The 15204-nt window shown below is 66.5% G+C and carries 14 protein-coding genes; 12 read left to right on the top strand and 2 right to left on the bottom strand.

Going from position 1 to position 15204, the window contains the following annotated elements; genetic code table 11:
* Genes KCI33_RS11245 through KCI33_RS11235 form a run of 3 tightly spaced genes read left to right on the top strand, consistent with a single transcriptional unit; the run spans position 1 to position 3928 of the window.
* Positions 1-1110, top strand: a complete 1110-nt coding sequence (locus tag KCI33_RS11245) for an ABC transporter permease (RefSeq protein ID WP_212524887.1) — start codon at positions 1-3, stop codon at positions 1108-1110.
* The gene (locus KCI33_RS11240) at positions 1107-2708 is read left to right on the top strand and encodes an ABC transporter ATP-binding protein (protein ID WP_212524886.1); all 1602 of its coding nucleotides are present in this window, start codon (positions 1107-1109) and stop codon (positions 2706-2708) included. Before KCI33_RS11245 ends, KCI33_RS11240 begins: the two co-directional genes overlap by 4 nt.
* Positions 2709-2710: 2 nt before the next feature.
* The gene (locus tag KCI33_RS11235) at positions 2711-3928 is read left to right on the top strand and encodes a glycosyltransferase (RefSeq protein ID WP_212524885.1); all 1218 of its coding nucleotides are present in this window, start codon (positions 2711-2713) and stop codon (positions 3926-3928) included.
* Here KCI33_RS11235 and hemN read toward each other — a convergent pair.
* Positions 3925-5280: an oxygen-independent coproporphyrinogen III oxidase gene (hemN, locus tag KCI33_RS11230; protein WP_212524884.1), complete on the bottom strand. Its 1356-nt coding sequence runs from the start codon at positions 5278-5280 to the stop codon at positions 3925-3927. The two genes, KCI33_RS11235 and hemN, sit on opposite strands and share 4 nt — an antisense overlap.
* Positions 5281-5344: 64 nt before the next feature.
* Here hemN and fnrL point away from each other — a divergent pair, with 64 nt between their 5' ends.
* A complete protein-coding gene (gene fnrL / locus KCI33_RS11225; RefSeq protein WP_212524883.1) occupies positions 5345-6091 on the top strand; it encodes a transcriptional regulator FnrL in 747 nt (248 codons plus the stop codon).
* A gap of 18 nt (positions 6092-6109) precedes the next feature.
* Here the strand turns inward: fnrL and KCI33_RS11220 are convergent, their stop codons facing one another.
* Positions 6110-6949, bottom strand: a complete 840-nt coding sequence (locus tag KCI33_RS11220) for a universal stress protein (RefSeq protein ID WP_212524882.1) — start codon at positions 6947-6949, stop codon at positions 6110-6112.
* Positions 6950-7152: 203 nt separating this feature from the next.
* On the opposite strand from KCI33_RS11220, the gene ccoN reads away from it, so the two are divergent.
* The 8 genes from ccoN to ccoS all read left to right on the top strand — a co-directional run bounded on the left by ccoN (position 7153) and on the right by ccoS (position 15204).
* Positions 7153-8754 carry a cytochrome-c oxidase, cbb3-type subunit I gene (gene ccoN, locus KCI33_RS11215; RefSeq protein ID WP_212524881.1) on the top strand — a complete coding sequence of 534 codons (1602 nt, stop codon included), beginning with the start codon at positions 7153-7155 and terminating at the stop codon, positions 8752-8754.
* A 14-nt stretch (positions 8755-8768) separates the two neighbouring features.
* Positions 8769-9494, top strand: coding sequence for a cytochrome-c oxidase, cbb3-type subunit II (gene ccoO / locus KCI33_RS11210; protein WP_212524880.1), 726 nt, complete (start codon positions 8769-8771; stop codon positions 9492-9494).
* Positions 9495-9505: 11 nt separating this feature from the next.
* Positions 9506-9718 carry a cbb3-type cytochrome c oxidase subunit 3 gene (locus KCI33_RS11205; RefSeq protein WP_212524879.1) on the top strand — a complete coding sequence of 71 codons (213 nt, stop codon included), beginning with the start codon at positions 9506-9508 and terminating at the stop codon, positions 9716-9718.
* Positions 9715-10587, top strand: a complete 873-nt coding sequence (gene ccoP / locus KCI33_RS11200; RefSeq protein WP_212524878.1) for a cytochrome-c oxidase, cbb3-type subunit III — start codon at positions 9715-9717, stop codon at positions 10585-10587. Before KCI33_RS11205 ends, ccoP begins: the two co-directional genes overlap by 4 nt.
* A gap of 372 nt (positions 10588-10959) precedes the next feature.
* Entirely contained in the window at positions 10960-12390 is a 1431-nt protein-coding gene (gene ccoG, locus KCI33_RS11195; protein WP_212524877.1) for a cytochrome c oxidase accessory protein CcoG, read from the top strand.
* Positions 12390-12848: a FixH family protein gene (locus KCI33_RS11190; RefSeq protein ID WP_212524876.1), complete on the top strand. Its 459-nt coding sequence runs from the start codon at positions 12390-12392 to the stop codon at positions 12846-12848. The genes ccoG and KCI33_RS11190 overlap by 1 nt, the downstream gene beginning before the upstream one ends.
* 3 nt (positions 12849-12851) lie before the next feature.
* Positions 12852-15041, top strand: coding sequence for a heavy metal translocating P-type ATPase (locus tag KCI33_RS11185; RefSeq protein WP_212524875.1), 2190 nt, complete (start codon positions 12852-12854; stop codon positions 15039-15041).
* Between the two features lie 4 nt (positions 15042-15045).
* Positions 15046-15204 carry a cbb3-type cytochrome oxidase assembly protein CcoS gene (gene ccoS / locus KCI33_RS11180; RefSeq protein WP_212524874.1) on the top strand — a complete coding sequence of 53 codons (159 nt, stop codon included), beginning with the start codon at positions 15046-15048 and terminating at the stop codon, positions 15202-15204.

The raw sequence follows: 15204 nt of genomic DNA, 5'->3' as shown, positions 1-15204 counted from the left end.
ATGTTCACGCTCTCTCCGCTCAACCAGCGCCGCTGGCGCAACTTCAAGCGCAACCGCCGCGCCTTCTGGTCGTTGATCGTCTTTGCCGTGCTCTTCGGCCTGTCGCTGTTCGCCGAGGTGCTGGCCAACGACAAGCCGATCTATGTGCAATACCGTGGCGAAAGCTTCTTCCCGATCTACCGCTTCTATCCCGAGACCGCCTTTGGCGGCGACCTGCGGACCGAGGCCGTCTATCGCGACATCGAGATCGAGTGCCTGATCATCACCGGCGGGCTGGAGGCCTGCTGGGATGACCCCGAGGGCATGATCGAGGATGCCGCCGACGGCATGATCGAGGGCGAGCGGATCGAGAAGGGCCGGGTGATCTGGCCGCCGATCCCCTACAGCTATTCCACGATCAGCGATATCGGCGGCACCGCGCCCTCGGCCCCCGATGCGCAGCACCTTCTGGGCACCGACGACACCGCGCGCGACGTGGTGGCGCGGGTGATCTACGGCTTCAGGCTGTCGATCTTCTTCACCCTGATCGTGACGGCGGTGGCCTCGGTCATCGGGATCACCGCCGGCGCGGTGCAGGGCTTCTTCGGCGGCTGGCTGGACCTCGTGTTCCAGCGGGTGATCGAGATCTGGACCTCCACCCCGCAGCTTTACATCATCATCATCGTCTTCGCGATCTTCGGGCGAAGTTTCTGGCTGCTGGTATTCCTGACGGCTCTGTTCGGCTGGCCCGCGCTGGTCGGCGTGGTGCGGGCCGAGTTCCTGCGCGCGCGCAATTTCGAATATGTCCGCGCCGCCCGGGCGCTGGGGGTCAGCAACTGGACGATCATGTTCCGCCACATGCTGCCCAACGCGATGGTGGCCACGCTGACGCTGCTGCCCTTCATCATCACCGGCACCATTGGCACGCTGGCCAGCCTCGATTTCCTCGGCTTCGGCCTGCCCTCATCGGCGCCGTCGCTGGGGGAATTGACCCTGCAGGCCAAGCAGAATCTGCAGGCTCCCTGGCTGGCCTTCACCGCGTTTTTCACCTTCGCCATCATGCTGTCGCTTCTGGTCTTCATCTTCGAAGGCGTGCGCGACGCGTTCGACCCGAGGAAGACCTTCCAATGAGCGGTGTTCTCGAGGTCCAGAACCTGTCCGTCAGCTTCCGCCAGGATGGCAGGGATCATCCGGCGGTGAAGAATGTGTCGTTCCGCGTGGACCGGGGCGAGACCGTGGCGCTGGTGGGCGAAAGCGGCTCCGGCAAGTCGGTGACGGCGCTGTCCACCGTGGCGCTGCTGCCCGAAAGTGCGACGGTCACAGGCTCGATCACCTATAACGGCCAGCAGATGGTGGGCGCCCCCGAGGCGCGGCTGCGCGCGGTGCGTGGCAATGACATCAGCTTCATCTTCCAGGAGCCGATGACCTCGCTCAACCCGCTGCACACGCTGGAAAAGCAGCTTTCAGAAAGCATCCGCCTGCATCAGGGACTGTCGGGCGAGGCGGTGCGCGCGCGCATCCTGGAACTGCTGCACAAGGTCGGCATCCGCGACCCCGAAAGCCGGCTGGGCGCCTATCCGCATCAGCTGTCGGGCGGGCAGCGGCAGCGGGTGATGATCGCGATGGCGCTGGCCAACGGCCCGGACCTGCTGATCGCGGACGAGCCCACCACCGCGCTCGACGTGACCATCCAGGCGCAGATCCTGCAACTGCTGGTCGACCTCAAGCGCGACGAGGACATGAGCCTGCTGTTCATCACCCATGACCTCGGCATCGTGCGCCGCTTCGCCGACCGGGTTTGCGTGATGAAGGACGGCGAGATCGTCGAATCCGGCCCCACGACCGAGATCTTCGCCAGCCCCCAGCACCCCTACACCCAGATGCTGTTGGCCGCCGAGGCCGCCGGCCACCCCGCCCCGGTGCCGCAGGACGCGCCCGAGGTCGTCCGCACCGAGGCGCTGCGCGTCTGGTTCCCGATCCAGCGCGGGCTGATGAAGCGGACGGTGGGGTATGTGAAGGCGGTGAACGACGCCTCGATCTCCGTCCGTGCGGGCGAGACGCTGGGCATCGTCGGGGAATCCGGCTCGGGCAAGACCACGCTGGCGCTGGCGATCATGCGGCTGATCTCGTCGCAGGGCGCGATCCGCTACGAGGGGCAGGACATCCAGGGCTGGAAATCGCGCCAGCTGCGGCCGCTGCGCCGGGACATGCAGATCGTGTTCCAGGATCCGTTCGGGTCGCTCAGCCCGCGCATGACGATCGAGCAGATCGTGGCCGAGGGGCTGGGCGTGCATGGCGTGGCGCCGGGGCAGGACAAGCGGCAGATGGTGGCCGACATCCTGACCGAGGTCGGGCTGGAGCCGGCGATGATGCACCGCTACCCGCATGAATTCTCGGGCGGGCAGCGCCAGCGCATCGCCATCGCGCGGGCCATGATCCTGCGCCCGAAGCTCCTGGTGCTGGACGAGCCCACATCGGCGCTGGACATGACCGTGCAGGTGCAGATCGTCGAACTGCTGCGCGACCTGCAGCGACGGCACAACCTGGCCTATCTGTTCATCAGCCACGACCTGAAGGTGGTGCGCGCGCTCAGCCACAAGCTGATCGTGATGAAACAGGGCGATATCGTTGAGGCCGGCCCAGCCGAGCAGGTCTTCGCCGCGCCGTCGCATGGCTATACCCGCACCCTGATGGAGGCGGCCTTCGACCTGAAGGCAAAGGCCGGCTGACGATGCGGATCCTGTTCGTGCACCAGAACTATCCGGGGCAATTCCTGCACCTCGCCCCGGCGCTGGAGGCGCGCGGCCACCAGGTTCTGGCCATCACCAGCGAGGACAACAAGCGCGGCTTCAGGCTGCCGCATATGCGCTACCGCTTCCAGGAGCCCGAGATGAAGGGGCTGGGCGCGGCCTATTCGATCGCGGCGCGGCGCGGCGCGGCGGCGGCGATGACCGCCGGGAAGCTGCGGGAAAAGCACGGCTTCGTGCCCGACGTGATCTTCGGCCATCCGGGCTGGGGCGAGACGCTGTTCCTGAAAGAGGTCTTTCCCGAGGCCCGCCTGCTGACCTATGCGGAATTCTACTATTCCGCGACCGGGCTTGACTGCGGCTTCGACCCCGAACTGGGCGCGCTGGACCTGCCCCGGCGCATCATGACCGCTTCGCGCCGGGCGCATCTGCTGCAGGCGCTGGCGGACTCGGACGCGGCGCTGGCGCCGACCGAATGGCAGGCGAGCACCTTTCCCGCTGATCTGCGCGGCAAGATCCGCGTGATCCATGACGGCATCGACACCGGCAAGGTGCGCCCCGATCCGGGCGCGCGCTTCGCGGTGCCGGGCGGCCCGGAGCTGAAGGCCGGCGACGAGGTGCTGACCTTCGTCAACCGCAACCTCGAACCCTATCGCGGCTACCACGTCTTCCTGCGCGCGCTGCCCGAGGTGCTGAAGGCCCGCCCCGAGGCGCAGGTGGTGATCGTGGGGGGCGACGGCTGCAGCTACAGCCCGCTGCCCGGCGCCGGCCGGAACTGGAAGGAGATATTCCTCTCCGAGGTCGCCGACCGGCTGGACCTGTCGCGGGTGCATTTCGTGGGCAACCTGCCCTATGGCGATTACCTGTCGGTGCTGCAGATCAGCCGGGTGCACGCCTATCTGACCTATCCCTTCGTGTTGTCCTGGTCGCTGCTGGAGGCGATGAGCGCGGGGTGCAACATCCTGGGCTCGGCCACCCCGCCGGTGCAGGAGGTCGTCGCCGACGGCGCGACCGGACGGCTGGTCGATTTCTTCGATGTCGCGGGCTGGGCGGCGGCTATGACCAAGGAACTGGCCGACCCGGAGGCGGCCGCGCCGCGCCGGCAGGCGGCGCGGGCGCATGTGGTGCGGCATTACGATCTGGAGACCGTCTGCCTGCCGCGGCTGGTGGATTTCGTCGAAGGCGCGGCGCGCCCGGCCTAGATGGCCGAGCTGTGGCCCGCCTTCGACAGGTCGTAGGCATCGAAGCTGCGCGCGATCATCCGGGTCAGCGGGCGGCCGTGCGGCGGGATCGACAGGCCCTCGGGCCCAAGCTCCACCATGCCGGGGAAGGCGTCGGCGACCTCTCCGAACATCGCCTGCAGCCTGTCCTGCGAGACGCCGAAGCGGCCGGTGATCTCGGCGGCGTCGATGCGGAAATCGCACATCAATGCTTCGATCATGCGGCCGCGCAGCTTGTCCTCGTCGCTGAAGACATGGCCGCGCGCGGTGGCGAAGCGGCCGTCGCGGATGCTCTGGGTGTAGACCGACGTGGAGGAGGCGTTCTGCGCGTAGCCTTGCGGGAAGCGCGAGATCGACGAGGCCCCAAGCCCCACCAGCACCTCGGCGGTGTCGTCGGTGTAGCCCTGGAAATTGCGGCGCAGCCTGCCCGTGCGCTGGGCGACCTCCAAGCCGTCGCCCTTGCGGGCGAAATGGTCGATCCCGATCTCGGCATAGCCGTCCCAAAGGAACAGCTCGCGGGCGGTCTCGAACAGGGCCAGCCGCTCCTGCGGGGTGGGCAGTGCGTCCGACGGGATCATCTGCTGGCGCTTGGCCATCCAGGGCACATGCGCGTAGCCGTAGAGCGCCACCCGGTCGGGCGACAGCGACAGCAGCTTCTGCACGCTTTCGGCGATGCGCTCCTTCGACTGATGCGGCAGGCCGAACAGGATGTCGGCATTCAGGCTGGTCACGCCGTGGGCGCGGATCAGGTCCACCGCGTCGCGGGTGATGTCGTAGCTCTGGATGCGCCCGATCACCGTCTGGATCTCGGGGTCGAAATCCTGCACCCCGATCGAGGCGCGGTTCAACCCGGCCTCGGCCAGCGCGACGATGCGTTCCTCGTCGATCTCGTTGGGGTCGATCTCGACCGAGAACTCGCCACCCTCGCCGAGCGGGGCGACCGCGTGGATCGCCTCGGCGAGTTCGCGCATCATGTCGGCCGACAGCAGCGTCGGCGTGCCCCCGCCCCAATGCAGCCGCGACAGCGTGACACCCTCGGGCAGCAGCCGGGCGAATATCGCGAGCTCGGCCTTCAGCGTTTCGAGATAGGCGCGCAGGGGCGCGTCCGTCTTGGTGCCCTGCGTGCGGCAGGCGCAGAACCAGCACAGCCGTCGGCAGAACGGCACGTGGATATAAAGGGAAATCCGGGCTCCGGGCGGGATCTTCTGGATCCACCCGGAGAATTCGGCCTCGCCTACAGACGCAGAAAAATGTGGCGCCGTGGGATAACTCGTATACCGTGGCACTCGCGCGTCAAATAGACCGAGGCGCGTCAGTTGCGATTCGGTTCTCATTCGCCTACCTTTAGTTACGGGTTATTTGAACGACCTTGATCGAAATCAAAAATTAGTGGTTCCCATGTCCAGCTCCGAAACCCAGATCGCCAACCAGGATTGCGCGGACTGCCCCATTCGCCACAGAGCTGTATGCGCGCGCTGCGAGGCCGATGAGCTGAGCATGCTGGAGCAGATGAAATATTACCGCAGCTACGAGCCGGGCCAGACGGTGATCTGGTCGGGCGACCGGATGGATTTCGTCGCCTCGGTGGTGGAGGGAATCGCCACCCTCAGCCAGACGATGGAGGACGGGCGCACCCAGATGGTGGGGCTTCTTCTGCCCTCGGATTTCGTGGGCCGGCCGGGGCGGGACCATGCCGCCTATGACGTCACGGCGACCACCCGGCTGACCATGTGCTGCTTCCGCAGGGCGCCGTTCGAGGATCTGATGCAGCGCACCCCGCATATCGGCCAGCGCCTGCTGGAAATGACGCTGGACGAACTGGACGCGGCGCGGGAATGGATGCTGCTTCTGGGCCGCAAGACCGCGCGAGAGAAGATCGCCTCGCTGCTGGCGATCATCGCCCGGCGCGACGCCACGTTGAAACTCTCGGCCACCCAAGGCCAGATCGTGTTCGACCTGCCGCTGACGCGCGAGGCGATGGCCGACTACCTGGGCCTGACGCTGGAAACCGTCAGCCGCCAGATCTCGGCGCTGAAACGCGACGGCGTCATCGAACTGGAAGGCAAGCGCCACGTCACCGTGCCCGATTTCGAGCGCTTGATGGATGAAACCGGGGACGACTCGGACGGCGGCGTTTTCGCCTGATCCGTCCCCGGCCTTCGGTCAGTGCGCCATCAGCACGGGCACCTCGGTATTCTCGAGCATGTTGCGGGTCGCCCCGCCCAGGATCGCCTCGCGGAAGCGCGAATGGCCATAGGCGCCCATGACCACCATGTCGGCGCTGACGTCCTGAACGTGCCGGCACAGCACATCCGACACCCGCGGCATGGTCTTGGCCAGGACCGAGATCTCGGTCTTCACCCCGTGGCGCGACAGGAACTGCGACAGCGCCCCGCCCGGGTCCGAGCGGTCGGGGCCGTGCTGCGGCGGGTCGATGATTGCGATGTTCACGAATTCGGCGGCCTGCAGCACGGGCAGGGCCGCGCGAATGGCCATCAGCGCCTCGGCGCTCTGGTTCCAGGCGATCACCACGCGCTGGCCGATGGAGGACGAATCGGCTTCCTGCGGCATCACCAGCAGCGGCGCCCTGCCATCGAACATGGCCGCCTCGACCGAGGCCTCGTCCTCGATCGCGCGGCCTTCGCCATAGGGCTTGGGCATCACCACCAGATCGCTGAACCGGGCGCGCTGGGCCACCAGATGCGACAACCCGGCGATTTGCGCGACGGCGGTCTCGCAACCCCATTTGATGCCTTCCACGGAGAGGCGATGTTTTGCCGCGGTCTCGATCTCGCCGGCCTCTTTTTGCGCGCGTTCCAGCGTTTCCTGCTGAATCATCGCGTTGGTGCCGGCGTAGTAATAACCCGTCTGCGTCCTATCGACGCCAAGACAAAGCACGTCCAGATGTGCATCTTCGCGGCCGCATAGCGTTATGGCGGACTCCAGCGCGCTCGTCGCGAGATCTGGGTCGGTGATGATGGTCAGGATGGTCTTGTAAGCCACAGGTCTTTCTCCTCCGGGTGGGCTTGGCATTTTTTCGCCAACCTACGCCTGGCCGGGAGGGACGGCCTTGACCAAGATCAACTGGCGGCTCGGGCGGCTTTGATTTGGATCAAGGCGTCTTGAAGAGCCGCCCGCCATACCGCGAACGTCAAAAAAGGACCCGCCCGGTCACGAATCGGTGCGGAATAAAGAAGGGACGCACGATGTGGGATTACGTTAAGATGGCCGTATTTGGCGTCATCGCGGTGCTTGCCGCGATTGCCGCCAACTACGCCCGTGACATAGCTTACCAGGTGCACGCGATTCTCGTGATGCTCATCGCGGCTGGCATGTTCGTCTGGACTGTCCGCCGCACCGGTGAGGCGAAACCGGCCGTCGATGGCGCGGCGTACATGGACGGTGTCGTCCGTTACGGCGTGATTGCGACGGCTTTCTGGGGTGTTGTCGGCTTTGCGGTGGGGACGTTCATCGCGTTCCAGCTGGCATTCCCGCAGCTCAACTTCGAATGGGCGCAGGGCTATGCCAATTTCGGCCGGCTGCGGCCGCTGCACACCTCGGCGGTGATTTTCGCCTTCGGGGGCAACGCGCTGATCGCGACCTCGTTCTACGTCGTGCAACGCACCTCGGCAGCGCGGCTGTGGGGCGGAAATGCCGGCTGGTTCGTGTTCTGGGGCTACAATCTCTTCATCGTGCTCGCCGCGACCGGCTACCTGCTGGGCGCCACCCAGTCCAAGGAATACGCCGAGCCGGAATGGTATGTCGACTGGTGGCTGACGCTGGTCTGGGTCGTCTATCTGCTGGTGTTCCTCGGCACGATCTTCAAGCGCAAGGAAAAGCACATCTATGTGGCGAACTGGTTCTACCTGAGCTTTATCGTCACCATCGCGATGCTGCACATCGTCAACAACCTGTCGCTGCCGGTGTCGATCTTCGGCGCCAAGTCGGTGCAGGTCTTCGCCGGCGTGCAGGACGCCATGACCCAGTGGTGGTATGGCCACAACGCCGTGGGCTTCTTCCTGACCGCGGGCTTCCTGGGCATGATGTACTACTTCGTGCCCAAGCAGGCCGAACGCCCGGTGTTCAGCTACAAGCTGTCGATCATCCACTTCTGGGCGCTGATCTTCCTGTACATCTGGGCGGGTCCCCACCACCTGCACTACACCGCGCTGCCTGACTGGGCGTCGACGCTGGGCATGGTGTTCTCGATCATGCTGTGGATGCCCTCCTGGGGCGGCATGATCAACGGCCTGATGACGCTTTCGGGCGCCTGGGACAAGCTGCGCACCGACCCGATCATCCGCATGATGGTGGTCTCGGTGGGCTTCTACGGCATGTCCACCTTCGAAGGCCCGATGATGTCGATCAAGGCGGTGAACTCGCTGTCGCACTACACCGACTGGACGATCGGCCATGTGCACTCGGGCGCGCTGGGCTGGAACGGCATGATCACCTTCGGCGCGCTCTACTTCCTGGTGCCGCGCCTGTGGAACCGCGAGCGTCTGTATTCGCTGTCCATGGTGTCCTGGCATTTCTGGCTCGCCACCATCGGCATCGTGCTCTACGCCTCGTCGATGTGGGTGACCGGCATCATGGAGGGCCTGATGTGGCGCGAAGTCGACGCGCAGGGCTTCCTGGTGAACTCCTTCGCCGACACCGTGTCCGCGAAATTCCCGATGTATGTGGTTCGTGCTCTGGGCGGCGTGCTCTACGTCACCGGCGGCATCATCATGTGCGTCAACCTGTGGAAGACCGCCACCTCGGCACCGGCCAAGGCCGCTGCCCCGGTTGCGGCTCCGGCTGAATAAGGGAGGCAGCATCAATGTCTATCCTCGACAAACACAAGATCATCGAGAAGAACGCCACGCTGCTTCTGGTCTTCAGCTTTCTTGTCGTGACCATCGGCGGGATCGTCGAGATCGCACCGCTCTTCTACCTGGAGAACACCATCGAGGAGGTGGATGGCGTGCGTCCCTACTCGCCGATGGAGTTGACGGGCCGCGATGTCTACATCCGCGAGGGCTGCTATGTCTGCCACTCGCAGATGATCCGCCCGATGCGCGACGAGGTGGAGCGTTACGGCCATTACAGCCTGGCGGCGGAATCGATGTATGACCACCCGTTCCAGTGGGGCTCGAAGCGGACGGGGCCCGACCTCGCCCGCCTCGGCGGCCGCTACTCGGACGAGTGGCACGTTGATCACCTGCGCAACCCGCAGTCGGTGGTGCCGGAATCGGTGATGCCGAAATACGGTTTCCTCGAGCGCACGATGATCGACGGTAAATACATCGAAGACGTGATGCGGACCCACCGCATGGTCGGCGTGCCCTACACGGACGAGATGCTGGAAAACGCGCAAGCCGATTTCCAGGCGCAGATCGACCCCTGGGGCGACACCGAGGGGCTGCTTGAGCGCTATCCCGGCGCGCAGGTGCGCAACTTCGATGGCCAGCCGGGGATCTCCGAGGCGGATGCGCTGATCGCCTATCTGCAGGTGTTGGGCACGATGGTCGATTTCTCGACCTTCGAACCCGATGCAAGCCGGTAAGGAGTGGGGGCGTGGATACCTATTCCCTGCTTCGTGAAATTGCCGACAGCTGGGTGTTGCTGTTCCTGACGGCGTTCTTCGTCGGCGTGGTTGTCTGGGTGTTTCGCCCGGGCAGCACGTCCGAACACCGCGACAGCGCGAACATCCCCTTTCGGCATGACAAGAAACCCGCCAGCGACGACGCTGAGACCGACGGCGCGCATTGCAAGGAGGCGCGGACATGAGCACTGACAAAAAGAACCAGAACTCCGAGGTCGGAACCACCGGCCATTCCTGGGACGGGATCGAGGAATACGACAACCCGATGCCGCGCTGGTGGCTGTGGACCTTTTACGCGACCATCGTCTTCGCGCTGGTCTACATGATCCTGTTCCCGGCCTGGCCGCTGATCAAGGGCGCCACGCCCGGCATCCTGGGCTACTCGACCCGTGGCGAGGTGGCCGAGGAGATCAGCCGCTTCGAAGAGATGAACGCCCCGCTGGTGAGCAAGCTGGAAAGCGTCGAACTGGCCGCCATCAATGAGGATCCGGATCTCTACAACTACGCCGTGCAGGGCGGGGCGGCGGTGTTCCGCACCTACTGTTCGCAGTGCCACGGCTCGGGCGCGTCGGGTGTTCAGGGCAAGGGCTATCCGAACCTGCTGGACGACGACTGGCTCTGGGGCGGCAGCCTGGAGGAGATCCACTACACCGTCAGCCACGGCATCCGGAACGAGATCGACGCCGACGCGCGCTTCTCGCAGATGCCGGCCTTCAACGAGATCCTCCAGCCCGAGGAAATCGCGCAAGTGGTGCAATATGTCCGCAAGCTGTCGGGCCAGGAGCATGACGCGGCCCTCGCGGGCCCCGGCGAGACCGTGTTCCTCGACAACTGCTCTGCCTGCCACGCGGAAGACGGCACCGGCGACCGCATGCAGGGCGCGCCGAACCTGACCGACGCGATCTGGCTCTATGGCGGCAGCGAGGAAGCGATCCAGTACACGGTGGAAAACGCCCGTTTCGGCATCATGCCGGCCAAGGGCGGCGCGCCGCTGACCGAGGCGGAAGTGCGCGCGGTCGCGACCTATGTCCATCAGTTGGGCGGCGGCGAGTAACCCGCCCCCCAAACGGCTACCGGGGGCCGCAAGGCCCCCGGTTACAGCACCGGCTCCCATCCTGTTCGCGCGTTTCCTGGGGGCCGGTGCCAATTTTTTATGGGATCCGCGACATTCTGTCCACCAGGCGGGTGGCGCGCGCCCGGCCCGGCCGGTTCGCCCGATCCCGCGGCGCCGCAACGCACGGTCCATGCGCGCCCGCAGCCCCGGGATTTGCGGGCCCTCGCGCCCCGCCAAACGATATGCCGCAGGGGGGACGCCTTGAATTCCAGTGCTGAATTTCAGATTCATCTTTTGACCTAGGTCAATGCCCAGACGAGACCCCGCTGTCACAACAGCCGGGAATTCCGAAAAGCCAGCCGGAGTGATTCCGTGAGCTCAACCGACCAACAGCCCCAAGAACTCTATTCGGCCCGCGAGCCGATCTTCCCCCGCCGCGTCAGCGGCCGGTTCCGCACCCTGAAGTGGTGGATCATGGCGATCACGCTGGGCATCTACTACATCACGCCGTGGCTGCGCTGGGACCGGGGGCCGAACCTGCCGGATCAGGCGGTGCTGGTCGACCTTGCCAACCGCCGCTTCTTCTTCTTCATGATCGAGATCTGGCCGCATGAGTTCTATTTCGTGGCGGGCCTGTTGATCATGGCGGGGCTCGGGCTGTTCCTGTTCACCTCGGCGCTGGGGCGGGTGTGGTGCGGCTACACCTGTCCGCAGACGGTCTGGACCGACCTCTTCATCCTGGTCGAGCGCTGGGTCGAGGGCGACCGCAACAAGCGCGTGAAGCTGTGGAACGCCAAATGGGACGCCCGCAAGTTGCGGCTGCGGATGACGAAATGGACGCTGTGGCTGCTGATCGCGATGGCCACAGGCGGGGCCTGGGTGTTCTATTTCACCGACGCGCCGACGCTGCTGGGCAATCTGCTGACCTTCAAGGCGCATCCCGTCGCCTACACCACAATCGGCGTGCTGACCGCGACGACGCTGGTCTTCGGCGGTTTCATGCGCGAGCAGGTCTGCATCTACATGTGCCCCTGGCCGCGGATCCAGGCCGCGATGATGGACGAGGACACCATCACCATCGGCTACCGCGAATGGCGGGGCGAGCCGCGCGGCAAGCACCGCAAGGGACCCGATGCCGACAAGCTGGGCGATTGCATCGACTGCATGGCCTGCGTCAATGTCTGCCCGATGGGCATCGACATCCGCGACGGCCAGCAGCTGGCCTGCATCACCTGCGGGCTGTGCATCGACGCCTGCGACGACGTGATGGCCAAGATCGGCAAGCCGCGCGGGCTGATCGACTACATGGCGCTGACCGACGAGCCGCTGGAGCGCGCCGGCCGCGCGCCGAAACCGATCTGGAAGCATGTCTTCCGCCTTCGCACCATCCTCTACACGGCGCTGTGGTCAGCGGTGGGCGTCGGGTTGGTCGTGGCGCTGTTCATGCGCTCGGAAATCAGCCTGACGGTGGCCCCGGTGCGCAACCCGACGTTCGTGACCCTCTCCGACGGGTCGATCCGAAACACCTACGACGTCCGGCTGCGCAACAAGCACGGCGAGGACCGCCCCTTCCGCATCTCGGTGAAGGGCGACCCGTCGCTGCGGGTGCAGCTTGAGGGTTCGGCCTACGAGACGGTGACCGTGCCGGCCGATACCACCAAGCTGCAGAGGGTCTATGTGGTCGCGCCGCGCGGCTCGGACCCGGCGGAAGCCGAACGGACCGAGTTCCGCTTCTGGGTCGAGGACCTGAGCAACGGCGAGCGCGCCTCCAACGACAGCGTGTTCAACGGGAGAGCGAACTGATGGGAGAGAAGCCGCTGACGGGGCGCACCGTCCTGGTCATCACGGTCGCCGCCTTCGCCGTCATCATCGGGGTGAACGTCACCATGGCGGTCCTGGCGGTGGGCACCTTTCCCGGGCTGGAGGTCAAGAACTCCTATGTCGCCAGTCAGGAGTTTGACGCCCGGCGCCAGGCGCAGGAGCGGCTGGGCTGGCAGGTCAGCACCGACTATGCTCTGGGCCGGCTGACCGTCAGCTTCACCGATGCCCAGGGCCTGCCGGTCGATCCCTCGGATTTCTCCATCCTGATCGGCCGCACCACCGAGGCTGCGGATGACATTCGGCCCAGCTTCTCCGGGTATAACGGGCAATACAGCACGCCGCTCGATCTGGGGCACGGCAAGTGGATGATGCTGGTCGAGGCCCGGGCCGAGGACGGCACCGAGTTCCGCCAGCGGCTCGAACTGTTCGTGAGGGGCTGAGCGATGAGCACCGCGATCGGCAGCCGCGCCTCCGCCTGCCCGGCCTGCGCGGTCGCCCCCGCCGCCGAGGCGCTGGGGCAGGGAGAGGCGCCGGCCGAGGCCCGGCTTCTGCTGTCGCTGCCCACCATCCACTGCGCGGGCTGCATCTCGGCGGTCGAGCGCGGCCTGAACGCCGAGCCGGGCGTGCGCTCGGCCCGGGTGAACCTGACGCTCAAGCGCGTCAGCGTCGAGGCCGAACCAGACGTCACCGCCGACCGGCTGATCGGGCTGCTCGACCGCCTCGGCTACGAGGCGCATGAGCTCGACCCCGGCGTGCTGTCGGCCACCGCCACCGACCGCGCCGGACGCGACATCCTGATGCGGCTGGCCGTGGCCGGTTTCGCCATGATGAATGTCATGCTTCTGTCGGTCGCGGTCTGGTCGGGCGCGGCGGATGCCACGCGCGACCTGTTCCACTGGATCTCGGCCGCGATCGCGCTGCCCACCATCGCCTTTTCTGCGCAGCCGTTCTTTCGCAACGCCTGGTCGGCGCTGTCGGTGCGCCGCCTGAACATGGATGTGCCGATCTCGCTGGCGATCCTGCTGGCCGCGGGCATGTCGCTTTACGAGACGATGCAATCGGGGCGGCACGCCTATTTCGATGCGGCGTTGTCGCTGACCTTCTTCCTGCTGGCGGGGCGCTACCTCGATCACCGCACCCGGGCCGTGGCCCGTTCGGCGGCCGAGGAACTGGCCGCGCTGGAGGTGCCGCGCGCGTTGCGCGTCGCGGCAGGCGGCGAGGAGACAGTGGCGATCTCGGAGTTGGCGGTCGGCGATATCGTGCGGGTCAAGCCCGGCGCGCGCGTGCCCGTGGATGGCGTGATCGTGGAGGGGCAGAGCGAGATCGACCGCTCGCTGCTGACCGGCGAAAGCCTGCCGGTCTATGCCGGGCCGGACGCGCAGCTCAGCGCCGGCGAGGTCAACCTGACCGGTCCCCTTCTGGTCCGCGTCACGGCGGCGGGCGAGGACAGCTCGCTGCACCGCATGGCCGATCTGGTCGCCATCGCCGAAAGCTCGAAGAACCGCTACACCTCGCTTGCCGACCGCGCGGCGCGGATCTATGCGCCCGGCGTGCATCTGCTGGCGCTGCTGGCCTTCGCCGCGTGGCTGGCGATCTCGGGCGGCGATGTGCGGCTGGCGCTGAACATCGCGGTGGCGGTGCTGATCATCACCTGCCCCTGCGCGCTGGGCCTGGCGGTGCCGGCGGTGACCACCGCCGCCTCGGGGCGGCTGTTCAAGCGCGGCATGCTGATCAAGGACGGCACCGCGCTGGAGCGGCTGGCCGAGATCGACACCGTGGTCTTCGACAAGACCGGCACCCTGACCCTGGGCGCGCCCGAGGCCACCAACCTGGGCGATCACCCCCGCCGCGAGATCGAGGTGGCGCTGGCGCTGGCCGAGCAGTCCTCGCACCCGCTGGCGCAATCGCTGGCCCGGGCGGCCCGCGCCGCAGGCATCCAGCCCGCGCAGCTGAGCGACGTGACCGAGGTGCCGGGCTATGGCGTCGAGGCGCAGTGGGGCGGCGCGTGGGTGCGCCTTGGCCGGGCCGCCTGGCTGCGCGCGACCCCGGGCAGGGTGACCGCCGCCTGGCTGCGCATCGGCGACGCCGATCCCATCGAATTCACCTTCGCCGACAGCCTGCGCCCCGGCGCCGAAGAGGCCGTGGCTGCGTTGAAGGCGCAGGGCAAGGCCGTGCACCTGATCTCGGGCGATGCCGAGGGGCCGGTGGCCGAGCTGGCCGCGCGGCTGGGCATCGACGACTGGGCGGCCGGCGCGCTGCCCCAGGACAAGGCCGCCCGCGTTCAGGCGCTGAGCGACGCCGGCGCGCGGGTGCTGATGGTGGGCGACGGGCTGAACGATACCGCGGCGCTGGCCGCCGCGCATGTGTCGATCTCGCCGGCGACGGCGCTGGACGCGGCGCGGGTGGCCTCGGACATCGTTCTTCTGGGCAAGGACCTCGCGTCGCTGGGCGAGGCGGTGATCACCGCGCGCAAGGCCACGCGGCGGATCAAGGAAAACTTCGCCATTGCCGCGCTCTACAACCTGATCGCGGTGCCGATTGCGCTGGTCGGCCTGGCGACGCCGCTGGCCGCGGCCTTGGCCATGTCGGCCTCATCCATTACGGTGTCGCTGAACGCGCTGCGCCTGAGGTGAACACATGGAAACGCTGGTCTACCTGATCCCGATCTCGCTGTTTCTGGGCGGGCTGGGGCTGGCGGCGTTCTTCTGGGCGCTGAGGACGCGCCAGTTCGACGACCCCGAGGGCGACAAGCACCGCATTCTCAGCGGCGACTGGGACGATCACCCGAAACCGTGA

Source organism: Actibacterium sp. MT2.3-13A (assembly GCF_018139985.1).
Lineage (GTDB): Bacteria > Pseudomonadota > Alphaproteobacteria > Rhodobacterales > Rhodobacteraceae > JAGSOU01.
The sequence above is the reverse complement of the archived record's forward strand: the minus strand, read 5'-3'. Positions and strand labels throughout refer to the sequence as shown.